The following is a 14,797-nucleotide window of genomic DNA, read 5'->3' on the forward strand; positions in this document are numbered from 1 at the left end:
ATTTATTCTCTGTCAAAATAATATGTAAGATCTAGAGTAATCACTACTCCTCTCTCTTCCAAAACCGCAAAATATTGCGCATTTGTAGTGACAGTATCCTGAAATTCTTTATCATTCAAAATAGCATCAGACAAAGCTGTAATTTGTGTAGAAGTAATGATGTCTAAATTTTTATCTGTGATATCGCCGACAACATCAAATTCTAAGTCTAATCCAGTTGTACCTTTTTCATAGTCCAGTTCGAGCTTATCTCCAGTTTGTGAATAAGTGCCTTCATCTTCAAAGGAACCGCCATTTCCAGTGACATCTCGCTCATAAGTCATATCATCAAAAAATCTGATTTTGTATTCGCTTTCTCCATAAATACTTTCGACGTCACCAGCTTGAAGACTGTATGCTGCTGGAGGATTAGAATATGTTCCATTATCTAATATCCATGTACCTATTATTTTATCTGGCTCAGGATCATCGCTGCTACATGAAGCAATAAAAAGCAGAGAGCAGGCTAATAATGTAGTTTGTAATAATTTTTTCATAAGATTTATTTTATTGGTTGACAGTGTATTGATCATTTTAAATATATCAACTTAAAAACCAAAGACCCTTGTTCTAAGAATAAAATTTTGCCAATTGATTTTATACCATTGATAATTAGGGATTACTTAAAAGTTACAATAAAACAGCAAATAATTCACTGCTAATGATTTCAAAGTATATTTTAACAATTGCTAATTAAACAAAAAACTTCAGAATTAGCAGGAGAGCTATGTTGAATTATAAATCGTTGTTAATTTACAGTTCAGCAAATTCACTAAAATTCAGTTGAAAGCAGATAACAATTTCCTACAATCCTTAGCGCAAAAATGTCAGGCACAATTCGGGCTTCAATGTGATCAACTGACGGTGATATTTCCGAATAAACGAGCGGGAGTTTACTTCGCAGACTATCTGGCTCAGATGTATGACCAGCCCATCTGGTCTCCAGTAATTACGAGCTTTGAGGAATTTGTTGAGCAAAAACAAAACAAGAATTTTGCCGACGATCTTCAGATGATTTTTCTGCTTTATAAAGCCTATCAAGAAATCGTCAAACATCCAGAAGATTTCGATGCATTCTTTCCTTGGGGAGAAATGATACTGAAGGACTACAATGACATAGATAATTATCTGGTCGATGTCCAACATATTTTTCGAGTCATCAAATCACAAAAGGAATTGGATGAAGCCTTTAGACACTTATCAGAGAAAGATCAACTCACCATTCAGAGTTTTTGGAAGGGTTTTCTTCCTTCACCAAATAAAAAGCAGAATGAATTCCTAGAAACCTGGTCTATTTTGGCGGAGCTCTACCATCGATTTAATGAATTGCTTAATGATAGTGGACTGCTATATAAAGGGCGAATGTTCCGAAACTATTCGGATCAAGTCGAGCCATTGGCACCCTCAGAGACCTTATGGTTTGCGGGATTCAATGCCTTAACCAAAGCAGAAGAATCAATTATAAAAACCTATTTAGATCAAGGGAAAACCAATATATTTTGGGATGTAGACACCTACTATTTCAAGGATCAAAATCAAGAATCAGGAACCTTCTTTCGAGAATATGCACAGGATCCATATTTCAAACCTTCTATTGAAAGAGACCTAAAAAAGCATATTAATCACGAGGAGCTGAATATTGAAATCCTATCTGCTCCATTCAGCATGGGTCAGATCAAGGGAGCTGCTCAAAAGATTGAAGATCTGTCACTAAATGAAGAAGAACAGTCTGACCTTTTGATCATTCTTACAGACGAATCTTTACTACAGAACACTTTACATGCGTTGCCGGATCAAATTGAAAATACGAATGTAACCATGGGTTGGCCCATCGCACAATCTAGGTTGTATCTTTTCCTTTCCAAAACCCTTGCATTGCATGATAAATACCAATCAAATCAGCTAAGGAAAATTCAGCACAAAGAAATTTTAGCCTTACTAGAGTACAATGATCTGCTAGGCATAGAATCGGAACGAGTAAAAGTATTCAATGACGCCGCGCTGGAAGCTAATCATGTCTATCAGGTTACTGAAAACATACATCAGATTTTTCCAGAAATATCTACGCTTCTTTCTCCAGCTGAATCTGTTCAGGAATTGATTACTCATCTGATTTCATTTGTCAAGGAATTAAAACCAAATCTTCTACCCGAAATAGATCGATCTGTGCTGGTTTTAGTGCATAGCACACTGAAAAGAATAAGCACAGCCATGTCGCATCACAGCGTGCAATTAAAATTCAATTCCTTTTATAAATTATTTCTAAAACTGGGGAGTACCTTGAAACTTCCCTTGTCTGGTGATCACAAAGAAGGCATTCAAATCATGGGAATTTTGGAAACCAGAAACCTGTCCTTTAAACATGTATTGATTGTAGGCATGAATGAAGGCAGTTGGCCAAAAGACAGCTCCAACACTTCTTTTATTCCCTATAATATTAGAAAGGCTTTTGATCTCCCCACTGTGGAGCATCAAGATGCTATGCAGTCTTATTTGTTTTATAGGCTCCTTCACAGTGCAGAAAACCTTTGGGTATCGTACAATAATATTTCAGAGTTCAATCACAATGGCGAACTCAGTCGATACGTACGACAAATACAATATGAGTCTGATTTAACATTTAAAACTGCAAGTCTAGTCAATCCCATTACCGCTGAAGTTGCACCAACGATTGCGATCGAAAAGAAAGGAGAGGTATTAGATCAGCTCCAAAGTTTTCTTGTCAATGAAAATGAAAACAATAAACGTCTGTCTCCCTCTGCACTCAACACTTATATAGATTGTAAACTCAAATTCTATTTCCAACATATTGAAAAAATCAGAGAGCCAGATGAGTTGCTAGAAGATATGGACCCTTCCCTTTTCGGGAATTTATTGCATGGTGCCATGGAATATCTCTATACTGGAAAACAAACTTGGAATAGTGAAGATTTTTTGGAAGCAAAACAAGGGCTTGATCCTGCCATCCAACAATCTTTTGCAGATCAAAAACTCACTGACAACAACGAGACCACTGGGCGTCAGCTGATTGCTTATGAAGTGATTAAAGCCTACATGGAACGTATCTTGGCATTTGATCAAAAAAATGCTCCTTTTACTATTCTTGGACTAGAGGCTAAAGATTATTTTGTGGATTTCCCTATCGAAACCATGGACGGAAGTGTCAAAGTTGGCTTGAAAGGAATCATTGACAGAATAGACGAATTCGGAGAAGTCATTAGAGTCTTGGATTACAAATCTGGACGAGATGATAGAAAATTCGGATTGATGTTCGACCTCATTGACGGAAAGTCTACTAAAAGAAACAAAGCAGTCTTTCAGCTTTTTTATTATTGTTTGCTTTACAAAGAAAACCATCCGAACCTTAAAAGACCCATTCAGCCTGGTTTATTTAATAGCAAAGATTTGTTTGATGACAAGTTCGATGCCTTGCTCACACAAACTGTCGACAAGAAGAATAGAACCGTTGTGAACTACGCGGATTTTGAAGAAGAATTCAAAGAGGTCATGCTTTATTTACTCACAGAAATGTTCAATCCAAACGTGCCTTTCACTCAAACAGAGGATGAACAAAAATGTCAGTATTGTGCGTATAGCAATATATGCAATAAATGATACCGCTCACTTCCTCTTAATATTCGAATTAAATAAGTAGCTTTCAGCACAAAAAAACACCTAATATTATGATTAAGAAAATAATAATAGTCATTGTCGTAGCTGTAATCGGATATTTCGGCTATGGTTTTATGACACATCGATCGCATAGTCCGTTGACATCAGCAGAAGGAAATCTAGGAGAATTGTCCGTATCAGTGGATTATTGTCAACCGTCTAAAAAAGGCAGATTGATATTCGGCGAAGAAAGTGAAGATGCTCTTGTTCCAAATGGTCAGTATTGGAGATTGGGCGCCAATGATGCCACAGAAATCACCTTTAACAAGGATGTAAACTTTGCTGGTAAAAACGTGGCTGCTGGTCGCTATCGATTTTATGCAGTACCAGATGCTACTCAATGGGAATTGTCTCTAAATAGCCAAATTGGTGAATTTGGATTTTTTGAACCAGACTACACATTGGATGTGGTGAAAGTAAATGTGCCCGTGCAGTCTAATTCTGAGGAGTTAGAACTTTTTACGATGACATTCGATAGTGACTCTACCGGATTGCAGTTGAATATGGCATGGGATCAAACGCTTGTATCGGTCCCAATTTCACAACAATAAAAAGCACAAAAAAACCCATTCCGATAATCGGGATGGGTTTTTTATAAAACTTAAAATGAAATCTTAAGCTATCTGAGCATCTAGTTTGCCAGCCAATACATTTTTCGGCACTGCTCCTACTTGCTTATCTACTACTTCACCGTTTTTGAAAACAAGCAAAGTTGGGATACTTCTTACACCATACTTAGCAGACATTTCTGGATTAGAATCTACATCTACTTTTCCTACAACTGCCTTCCCTTCGTAATCTCCAGCAAGCTCTTCCACTACAGGTCCAATCATCTTACAAGGTCCGCACCATTCTGCCCAAAAATCCACCAATACTGGTTGATCTGTTGCCAATACGTCATTGAAGTTGCTGTCTGTAATTTCTACTGCTTTATTCATGTCTATAATTATTTAAATATTGTTTTGCATCGAAAAACGCAAATATAGATTAAAAAGTTGATGCTAAAAGATTGATTTTGGCAATGAGCGAATAAACAAAAACTATTTACTCCTTAAGTAAAACGCCTTGCTTGTATTCGTATTCTAAAGTGACATTGCCTTTTTGATCATACCAAGTGGCTTTGCCATGCATTTTTCCATCCAGCCAATGACTTTCCTCCATGATCTTTCCATTATCATAATACTGAGAGCGCTTTCCAGCATACTCACCTGCTAAGTAATTCCTCTTCTCCGTTACGACACCATTACTATAGTATATGAATTCTCCTTCCTCTACGCCATTCACATAATACCCTTTTAATGTTAGACTACCACTATTATCTAATTCCAAATGCGTCCCGTGCATGGTGCCATTTACATAGGTGGATATAGATTTCACCAATTGATTGGGATAATAAGTAACCCAAGAGCCATTCCTGAGGTCATTTAGATATTCTCCTTGTTGCTCTACATTCCCTCCAAACATCACAGAAGCCGTTACAAGTTCAGGCATGTGATCAAATTCAATTTGCTCAGCATAACTTGGTAAATTATCCAAACTTTCCGCGCCGCCAGAAGTCACTTCTCCAGAATCACAAGCATTTAAGACAATAAGAACTCCAATTAGATAGTAAATACTGTTTTTCATTTCATATGATTTTGATTTAAAAACTCAAAACTAATTTTTTACTCGAAATTTTGCTTCACTTTTTCCCAGTCTTCGATGGTGTCCACATCAATCAGTTGAGGTAACAAAGCATAACTTTTGTTGAGTGCGTTAATAGCTCCCACTGTTTGATTGAGCACCTTCTCCGTGCTCCAATCTATACCCTCAAACAAGGAAGCCTCGAATTGCTTCATTCCTAGCAAATAATACCCCCCATCATTGGCAGGACCTAGAACAACGTCATGGCTGTTTAGCTGTGCAAATGCATCCGTAATAAATTCACCTGTCAACTGTGCACAATCCGTTCCGATGATACAGACTTTATCATAATTGGCTAATTCAGATTTTAATGCATCCGACATTCTAATTCCTAAATCACCAGAGGATTGGAGTTTCTTATCAACGGCACCCCAACCGTCTTTTTGGGGGATTTTTGGCGTGAAATAGACGATCACATCCGCTTTAGTTTTAGCAGATTCTACCTGTGTAAATGCTAATAGTTTCTCGTAAATCGCTAAAGCTTCAGCATCTCCTACCTTCTTGGCCAATCGAGTTTTCACTTGGCCTATCTCTGGGTTTTTAGCAAAAATGATCAAAGCCTCGTTAGACATGTTTCAACATTGGTTTGTTCTGGTATAACTCTAAGACAGCAACAAAAATGACTAAGATATATTCAACAGCAATCCACTCCATGGGGTGATGATACCCGGCATTTGAATATCCCAAATAAGACACAAAAACTAACCCTGACCATACGACAGGAAAAATCAATCCCGTGATACAACTAAACGCGACCAACGGAATGACATACCATGGATGCACGGTAGTTGCTAACATTAATTGAATAAATAATACAATAGTAAATACCCAAGACCATTCTGTTTCCTTCTTCACTATAAATGAAACGAATACCAAAATAAGTCCCAAAGCCAAAACTGAAAGCCAAGGACCCATGGTTTGCACGACATCATAACCTTTGAACCAATATCCTATTTCACGAACAAAGAAGAATATCCCTGCATTAAATTCGAATTTTCTAAAGAATAAATCTATACCACTTCCGAATCCACTTAAAACTTGTAAATCAAAAAAAGGAATAGAGACTACTACAATACTTACAGCTATTATCAAAAAGCTTAGGCTTGATTTTTTCCATCCCAATTTCCTAATCAACACGGGTAAAAACATCAATGGAGTCAATTTGGTTAAAACTCCAAATGAAAGAGCCAAAGCTGCCCTTTTCCAATATCCCTTTTTATATAACCACATGGCCAACAGCACGAAGAATATCACAACTCCTTCGAAGTGCAAACTGCCTACCAACTCCAAAATAACCAACGGATTGAGCGCATAAATCATTACTCTGGAAGCATTAGCGGTGAGTTGAAAAAGTAGCCAAATCACTCCTATTTCAAATATTAACAACAAACTTCTAATCACTGTCATTGACCAAAACTGTGATTGATTACCAACCAATGTAGCAGTATAAAAAATATATTGACTGACAGGCGGATAAGTAGAATGATATCCCGAAGAATTAAGGCCTGTATATAATGTATCAAATGAGTCTGGTAACTGGTCTATCAAATCACTCGGAGTATCTTGATAGGGGTTTATTCCCTCAGTCATCAATTGGCCGTCCCAAAGAAATCTAAAGTAGTCGTCAGATAAGGTTGGAGCTCCAAAAAACAAAGTGAGTCTAATCACAACGGCTAAAATGAAAATCTGTTTGAAATTAAATTCAACTTTAAAAATCAAGAATATATAAGTGACAAAAGCAATTCCAAAGAATAACAGCAGCCAAGAGCTGTCTCTACTTACACCATATTGAATCCAAAGCATTGGTAAAACCAATCCTAAAATAAGCCAAGCGGTACGTATACCGAATCGCCATTTAGACATGTTTGATGTACTTAAGCGAATGATAAAACACAATCCCGAATCCAATGGCTAACATGACATGGAAAATAATCAGACCAAAATCATGAAGCAACCACGCCGAAACAATGCCCCAAATAAAGTAGCCACATAACAGCCCTTCTACCATCGTTCCCCAAGTGAGCTTCGGTTTTATGTATTGATTACCAACCCAACTTTCTGTTTTTTGTGTAATGTTGAATTTTGGTGTGCGAATAAAAGGTGTTTTAAAGCCTAAAAAACCTTCCATAACGGCAACAGCGTTGTGCAAAGCCAACCCCATGGAAAATGATAGGAAAAGCGGAAATCTCTTCAAAAACAAAGATTTCGTTTTCACTTTTTCTACCTGCTTCAATCCCACATAATAAAAGGCTGAAATCGAAAAGAATCCAATCAAAAACACACTCCCCAAATTGAATAACCATTCTAAGCTAGGATTGGAACTTTTGATATAGAGCATTGGAATACTCAATATGGATGCAGCAAGGAGCAGCACAAACACACTACTATTGAGCAAGTGCATGGCAGCATGTACTTTGGTTTTGATACTCTGATTTGACTTAAAAACATTAAACAAGTTTTTCTTGGCTGTTTCGGCAGCTCCTTTATTCCAGCGATACTGTTGTGACTTGATCGCAGACATAATTACTGGCAATTCTGCAGGTGACTCTATACTTTCATCAAATTGGAATTGCCAGCCTTTGAGTTGAGCTCGATAGCTGAGGTCCAGATCCTCGGTCAGCGTATCGGCAGACCACCCTCCTGCATCCAGCACACAACTCTTTCGCCAAATACCGGCCGTACCATTGAAGTTTATAAAACTTCCCGAGCGATTACGACCACCCTGCTCTACCGTAAAGTGTGCATCCAGACCAAACGCTTGCATTTCGGTCAATATGGAATAGTTTTTATTTACATGCCCCCAACGGGTTTGCACCATTCCAATTTTGTCATTCACAAAATAGCCAACGGTGTTTTTCAAGAAACCCTCGTTTGGTAAAAAATCCGAGTCAAAAATAGCAGTGAATTCACCTTTGCAAAAACTGGTACCATAAGCTAAAGCACCCGCTTTAAAACCCTTTCTATCCTTTCTTTGAATGTGGTGAATGTCAAATCCTTGAGATTGGTATAAACTCACTTTCTTTTTTATGATTTCGACAGTTTCATCAATAGAATCATCCAAGACCTGTATTTCGAGTTTATCTATAGGGTAATCCAATTTAACAATACAATCAATCAAGCGTTCTGCTACATACTTTTCATTGAAAATTGGCAACTGAATAGTTACAACCGGTAAGAAATTGTGATCAAAGAAAGTAGCTTCTTGGGATCGAGGACGTGTATATATCCAAGTGAGATGCAGCTGCCCCAGACTGAACAAAAATATAGCCAACAAAGCCGTACAATAAACGACTACTATGATCCATTCCATCTACAAATATCTAAATATCGTTTGAATGATTTTGTATCCGGCCAAAATGGTTCCTTTAATAGTTCCGGATATCTTTGATACACCAATTCGGTTACGATAGTTCACAGGAATCTCAGCAATTTTCATATTGAGCTTAGCTGCTTTTAGTTGCATCTCTACAGTCCAACCATAAGTTTTGTCTTGCATGTCCATAGCCAACAGACTCTCATAGCTGACTGCCCGAAACGGCCCTAAATCTGTGTATTGAATTTTATAAAGAATTTTCAAAAGAAAAGTGGCCAGCCAATTACCAAACAACTGCTGTGGTGTCATTGAACCAACCTCTCTTCTGCCCAAAGCACGTGAGCCAATCACCAAATCAGCATTTCCTACTCGTATGGGTTCCAATAAAGCATGTATATGTTCTGGATAGTCCGAATGATCTCCATCAAGAAATACAATAGCATCTGGCCTTGGATCAAAATGATTGGCGATGTGTGACATACCTTTTAAACAAGCATTACCATATCCACGAGCAGGTTCTTCGAGAACCACTGCCCCTCGAGATTTGGCCACTTCTATGGTATCGTCCGTAGAGCCATTGTCCACCACGATGATGTTTCTAACACGTTCCTTCGGAATTTCATCAATGACCATGCCCACAGCGTTCTGCTCATTGAGCACAGGAATAATCACATCTACAATTTGAGGTTTGGGCATCAATCCTCTGGATAAGGAATGAATATGAAATTGGTGAATTTCTCATCCACCACGAACAAACAACAAAATTCATCTGGATCCTTATAGGCTTCTTTGAAGATATCAACGTTCTTTTCTTTGACTAAATCCCGCTGAACAAATTCATCCAAATAGGAAGCTGAATAATTCCATTCCGCATCCAGCTCTTTTTGTTTGATCAGAATCTGCCCTACACCCACGTCCGTTTTGGCTATTGGAAATATAGGAAAGTCAGAAAACCCTCTACTTCTGATTTGGTAAGATGCTTCTTTCAAGTTGTCTGACACTTTGATAAAGTCTTGGGTAATCGTCCCCAAGTACTTGCCGCTTAATTCTGGATCGTTGTTCATTGTAAACTCAATATTTGAAAATCAAGATTCAAAATTAGCTAGGATCAAGACTCTATCAAAACAATATGTCTTACAAGGTGAAGGTGTGTAAGTTAAATTTTTGCGCTTTGATAATCCATTAGTGCATAATTCCCTTTTCTTTTAAAAGTTTATATTTTTCACCACAATTCATACTAGTGAGTTCAGAACCTTTGGCTCCTTTGCCTTTTTTATACTGCGCTCTATTTTCAGCTACGTATGAATCATAAAAGGCTTGGGCTTCTTCCCTAAAAACATCAATAACATGACCATCTACCTCCTGATTGTGGGCATCATTATCGGGATAAGTTTCTATGAGTTTAGCCAATTCATCGTCGATCTGGTTTAAGTCGTTGATATCCAATTCTCCATGATTAAATCTGGGAACCCCCAACACAAATTTGGTGATGTAGTGGACTGCATATATGTCATCAGCTTCAAGAGAAGAACCTTTCACTTCTAGCTCTTTTTGCATAGGTAACGCAAAACTTTCTGCTATGAACGAGCGCTCCGTACCGTCTAAGAAAATAAGCTCATCGTAGTTTTCCTGCATCTTCTTGGTTCCTGACAATGGATCTTTACCTTTTTGTCTGTTTTCCTTCTTTTTAGCGGCAATAGCTTTCTCTGCAGGTTTCAATTGAGGAGCCGTTGTATTCCATGTGCTCAAAAATTCATAAAGTGGTTTTCTGATTTTGCTTTTTTCTGAATGGTGAAGTGAAGCTACTTTATCTGATATACTCTCTTGAGCAGTAGCAGGTAGAAAAAGAAAGACAAGTATTACAATCATTACTGGGGCTTTGGAGATATTCATGACTTAAGTACGTTTAAAATCGTATTCTAAATTTAGAAAGAATTAAAAAGCATTCCTATCCTAAATTCACATCTACCCCCTTTTCTCCAACAACACAATATTCTCCACATGATGCGTATGCGGAAACATATCTACTGGCTGGATTTTGGTCACTTGATAATGTTCATCCATCAAGGCGATGTCACGAGCTTGTGTCGCCGGATTACAACTCACGTAGACAACTTTCTTTGGAGATAGCTTCAATATCATATTCACCACATTTTCGTGCATACCTGCTCTTGGGGGATCTGTGATGATCACATCCGGTTGACCATGCTCAGCAACAAATTCGTCATTCAACAAGTCTTTCATGTCTCCTGCAAAGAAATCTGTATTGGTGATGCCATTCACTTCTGCATTGACGAAAGCATCTTGAATGGCAGCCTCTACATATTCGATCCCCACCACTTTCTTGGCCTGTTTTGCACAATAGTTCGCGATAGTGCCTGTACCTGTATAAAGGTCATAGACTAGTTCATCTCCTTGTAAGTCAGCAAATTCAAGCGTTTTGTCATACAGCACTTTCGCTTGTGCTGAATTGGTTTGATAAAAAGACTTAGGGCCAATTTTAAATTCTAAATCACCCATTTTTTCTACGATATGATCTTTTCCTGAAAAGGTAATGATCTCTTGATCGTAGATGGTGTCGTTTTTCTTTTGGTTGATCACGTAAAGCAAAGAGGTAATTTCTGGGAATTTGGCTTTGACATGATTCAATAATTTTTCAATCTTCTCTTCGTCATTTTCAAAAAACTGGATCAGTACCATCAACTCGCCTGCATCTGTATAACGAATCATCAAAATCCGTAGCAATCCCACTTGCTCTCTAATATCAAAGAAGGAATAGTTGTTGGCAATGGCAAAAGAGCGAATTTCGTTTTTGATCGCATTGGCTGGTTCAGCCATCAGATGACAAGTGTCTATATCTACGATCTTGTCGAACAAACGAGGTATATGAAACCCAAGGGCATTTCGTTCGATGACTTCCTCGGAATCAATTTGTTCTTTGGTCAACCATTTTTTATTAGAAAAAGTAAACTCCAGTTTGTTTCTGTATCGCTCAGTATTTGCTGATCCAATAATAGCAGCTGGTACTGGTAATTCTACCTTACCAATTCTAGTCAAGTGATCCATCACCTGCTGCTGCTTAAAAGCAAGTTGAGAATCATAAGCCAAATTCTGCCACTTACAGCCTCCGCAAGCTCCAAAATGCTCACAAATAGGTGAAATTCTTAAGTCCGAATATTTATGAAATTTAATAGGATAGCCTTCTGAGTAAGCTTTACGTTTTTTCCTAATCTGTACATCGACTACATCACCTGGAACGGTTCTTTCAATGAAAATTACCTGTCCATCTTGTCTCGCTAAACTTTTGCCTTCTGCTGCTACAGCCTCAACTGTCAGGTTTTCTAATACAATATTCTTTTTCTTTCTTGCCATGAGCTGCAAAACTAGATAATCCAAGGATTGGAAATTCAATTTTTAAATCTCATTTTTTCATTTTAAATGACATATTCTGACAGACTATTTCAAAATTGATGGATTGATTACGTAAAATGAATTCATGTCATTATCTTGTATGCCATGAAAAAAGTAATTTTACTTTTTATTCTTTGCATGGCCACTCAAGTCAAGGTTTTAGCCTGGCATATTGTGGGGGGAGAAATGGAACTCATTCATTTGCAAGACTTCACCTATCAACTAAATCTTATTCAATATTTTGATCGAGCTCAAAACAATAATCCTGGTCCCGATTTTTCTGTCACCATTTACTTTTTTAGAAATAGTGATGATGCTTTGATAAGTACAGCTACACTGTTTCAAACCGATGACCAAACTGTACCTTATACAAATCCTGAATGTGCAATAGGTGAGTTAGAAACTGGAAGAGTTATTTACTCCGAAGAAATATATCTTGATCCCGAAATTTTTAATGAAGAAGAAGGTTATTATGCTACTTGGGAGAGATGCTGTAGAAATGCTTCTATTTCAAACATCACCAACCCTTCTGGTCAAGGCATGACTTATGTCATTGAATTTCCTCCTGTAGTCAAAAATGGAGTACCATTTATTAACTCTTCTCCACAACTTTTTCCACCTTTAAGCGATTATGCCTGTGTAAATCAAACTTATTATGCTGATTTTTCTGGAACAGATCCGGATGGAGATTCTATCGTTTACTCTCTTTCAACACCGCTGAACAGTTCTGTTGGTGGCATACCCCTTCCAATTCCACAACCAAAACCCTTCCCTGAAGTTTTCTTTGCTGGTGGCTATAGTATAGATAATGTAATTCCTGGAAACCCATCATTGGGTATCACTAAAAATGGATTTTTAACTGTAAATCCTTCGAATGTTGGATTATACGTGTTTTCAGTTTTGGTGGAGGAATACCGGGACGATGTCAAAATTGGCGAACAAAGAAGAGACTTTCAAATGCTTGTAGTAGATGGATGCGACCCTCCTACTCCACCAAATGCTGAAGTGAGACTGGATGGAGAAACAGGTTTATACGATGGTTCCACAATCAACTATTCAACAGCAGATGAAAAATGTTTCGAAATATTGGTTGTTGATAATGTTGGAGAAAATGTAAATTTTAAGGCTGTTGGGGTCAATTTCGATGAAGAAGTTTCAGATATTTTCAAAATAGAAAGTAGCACAACGATTAACGACGAAGGTGATACCTTGAGAGTAGAGGTTTGTATTTCGGATTGCCCTTACATACAAGATGAGCCTTTCATCATTGATCTTATTGCTTCTGACAACGCTTGTCCACTCCCTCAAAGAGACACAGTTAGAATGACTTTTGATGTGCAACCGCCAAATAACAATGATCCATTTTATGACAGTCCAAATTCTTCTACGACAGTCACTCGAGAAGTAGCCGAAGGAATTGAAGTGGCTGTGGATGACCTCTTGATAGGAAAAGATATTGATCTAGACTCCTTGCAGTTTTTCTTTGTAGCAGATGGGTATAACCCAGAAGAATATGGAATGTCATTGGACACTACCTATGACGAATTAGGTGAAAAAAGAGTTCGATTCAATTGGAATACTAGTTGCGAGTTCTTCCCATTTGGCAACAAAAACACATTTGATTTAGGGATTGTTTTAGAAGATTACGACACATGTTTATTAGTGAATGGTGATACGTTGTTTTATGAATTGGAAGTGATCATACCAGAGAACACTTTACCAACGATCTCTGTACCATCAACTACATTCATTAGGCAAATCAAATCAAACTTACCTTTTGAAGTTAGTGCATCTGACGCTGATAATGACCCTATTGTTTTAAATGCACATGGAGTTGGTTTTGACCTTCAAAGCATAGGAATAGAATTTGAAAATCAATCAGGAAACGGGTTTGTTTCATCAGATTTTTTCTGGGATTTATCTTGTGAGAATTTAAATATCACCTCTAACCGATCTTATAAGGTACTTTTCGCAGTAGAAGATGAAGATGTATGCCATGAATCCAATCAAGACACGGTGGAAGTGGTTATCAATGTAATAGTTCCTCCTAATAACAAACCCATATTTGAAGTAGAAAACAACTACGCACTAAGTATCAATGAAGAATTTGTTTTGGACATCATCGCTAGCGATGGAGACAATCTAGACTTACTTACGTTGGACTTACTTTCGATTAATTCAGCTCCACCTTCAGAAGGATTTTCCTTTGAAGGCAGCACAGGAGTTGGTACCGTATCTTCTACTCTGACTTGGATTCCAGAATGTGGCCTTCTTGGCGATAATTTTGAGCCTGACAATTACTCAGTAGACTTTATAGTTTATGATGACAACTGCCCAAATATTGAATCAGAAGTGCATACCATTTCGTTTGAAATCAACGAACTCGACGTAGATTATGGAGAATTTGCGCCGCCCAATGCATTTTCTCCAAATGGAGATGGACACAACGATACGTACACATTAAGCAATCTAACTGATGAATTTTACAATCTCCCACCTGACAATTGCGCGGATCAATTCCAATCTATTGTAATATTTGATAGAGCTGGAGGAACGGTTTTTAAATCCAGTAACCGAGAGTTTGAATGGACTGGTGATGGTGCGGATGCAGGTACTTACTATTATCATATTGATTATCTCCATACGGATTACAAAGGAGTGCTCACATTAGTCAGGTGA

At 37.7% G+C, this 14,797-nt stretch carries 13 protein-coding genes; 3 read left to right on the forward strand and 10 right to left on the reverse strand.

Features of this window, described 5'->3' with window-relative positions; all coding sequences use genetic code 11:
• Nucleotides 1–2: 2 nt before the first annotated feature.
• Nucleotides 3–536 (reverse strand): lipocalin family protein, encoded by a 534-nt coding sequence (locus tag ABJH98_RS09485; RefSeq protein ID WP_348307427.1) that lies wholly within the window; start codon nucleotides 534–536, stop codon nucleotides 3–5.
• 286 nt (nucleotides 537–822) lie between these two features.
• Here ABJH98_RS09485 and ABJH98_RS09490 point away from each other — a divergent pair, with 286 nt between their 5' ends.
• Both ABJH98_RS09490 and ABJH98_RS09495 read left to right on the forward strand, forming a co-directional pair.
• Nucleotides 823–3,654, forward strand: coding sequence for a PD-(D/E)XK nuclease family protein (locus tag ABJH98_RS09490; protein WP_348307428.1), 2,832 nt, complete (start codon nucleotides 823–825; stop codon nucleotides 3,652–3,654).
• A 68-nt stretch (nucleotides 3,655–3,722) separates the two neighbouring features.
• Complete coding sequence (locus ABJH98_RS09495; RefSeq protein WP_348307429.1) at nucleotides 3,723–4,262, forward strand: DUF2911 domain-containing protein; 540 nt, start codon at nucleotides 3,723–3,725, stop codon at nucleotides 4,260–4,262.
• A gap of 63 nt (nucleotides 4,263–4,325) precedes the next feature.
• Here the strand turns inward: ABJH98_RS09495 and trxA are convergent, their stop codons facing one another.
• From trxA to rlmD, 9 genes are all read right to left on the reverse strand, one after another.
• Nucleotides 4,326–4,649 carry a thioredoxin gene (gene trxA / locus ABJH98_RS09500; protein ID WP_348307430.1) on the reverse strand — a complete coding sequence of 108 codons (324 nt, stop codon included), beginning with the start codon at nucleotides 4,647–4,649 and terminating at the stop codon, nucleotides 4,326–4,328.
• 106 nt (nucleotides 4,650–4,755) lie between these two features.
• On the reverse strand, nucleotides 4,756–5,337 hold the full coding sequence (locus ABJH98_RS09505) for a hypothetical protein (protein ID WP_348307431.1): 582 nt from the start codon (nucleotides 5,335–5,337) through the stop codon (nucleotides 4,756–4,758).
• A gap of 38 nt (nucleotides 5,338–5,375) precedes the next feature.
• Complete coding sequence (locus ABJH98_RS09510) at nucleotides 5,376–5,966, reverse strand: TIGR04282 family arsenosugar biosynthesis glycosyltransferase (protein WP_348307432.1); 591 nt, start codon at nucleotides 5,964–5,966, stop codon at nucleotides 5,376–5,378.
• Complete coding sequence (locus ABJH98_RS09515) at nucleotides 5,959–7,257, reverse strand: glycosyltransferase 87 family protein (RefSeq protein WP_348307433.1); 1,299 nt, start codon at nucleotides 7,255–7,257, stop codon at nucleotides 5,959–5,961. Before ABJH98_RS09515 ends, ABJH98_RS09510 begins: the two co-directional genes overlap by 8 nt.
• Nucleotides 7,250–8,704, reverse strand: coding sequence for a cellulose synthase family protein (locus ABJH98_RS09520; RefSeq protein ID WP_348307434.1), 1,455 nt, complete (start codon nucleotides 8,702–8,704; stop codon nucleotides 7,250–7,252). Before ABJH98_RS09520 ends, ABJH98_RS09515 begins: the two co-directional genes overlap by 8 nt.
• Nucleotides 8,705–9,403, reverse strand: coding sequence for a glycosyltransferase family 2 protein (locus tag ABJH98_RS09525; RefSeq protein ID WP_348307435.1), 699 nt, complete (start codon nucleotides 9,401–9,403; stop codon nucleotides 8,705–8,707).
• Entirely contained in the window at nucleotides 9,403–9,771 is a 369-nt protein-coding gene (locus ABJH98_RS09530; RefSeq protein WP_348307436.1) for a hypothetical protein, read from the reverse strand. Before ABJH98_RS09530 ends, ABJH98_RS09525 begins: the two co-directional genes overlap by 1 nt.
• A 118-nt stretch (nucleotides 9,772–9,889) precedes the next feature.
• Nucleotides 9,890–10,600, reverse strand: coding sequence for a hypothetical protein (locus ABJH98_RS09535; RefSeq protein ID WP_348307437.1), 711 nt, complete (start codon nucleotides 10,598–10,600; stop codon nucleotides 9,890–9,892).
• Nucleotides 10,601–10,672: 72 nt separating this feature from the next.
• On the reverse strand, nucleotides 10,673–12,079 hold the full coding sequence (gene rlmD, locus ABJH98_RS09540) for a 23S rRNA (uracil(1939)-C(5))-methyltransferase RlmD (RefSeq protein ID WP_348307438.1): 1,407 nt from the start codon (nucleotides 12,077–12,079) through the stop codon (nucleotides 10,673–10,675).
• A gap of 144 nt (nucleotides 12,080–12,223) precedes the next feature.
• On the opposite strand from rlmD, the gene ABJH98_RS09545 reads away from it, so the two are divergent.
• The gene (locus ABJH98_RS09545) at nucleotides 12,224–14,797 is read left to right on the forward strand and encodes a gliding motility-associated C-terminal domain-containing protein (protein ID WP_348307439.1); all 2,574 of its coding nucleotides are present in this window, start codon (nucleotides 12,224–12,226) and stop codon (nucleotides 14,795–14,797) included.

Source organism: Reichenbachiella sp. (genome assembly GCF_039969095.1).
In the GTDB taxonomy this organism is placed as follows: Bacteria; Bacteroidota; Bacteroidia; order Cytophagales; family Cyclobacteriaceae; genus Reichenbachiella.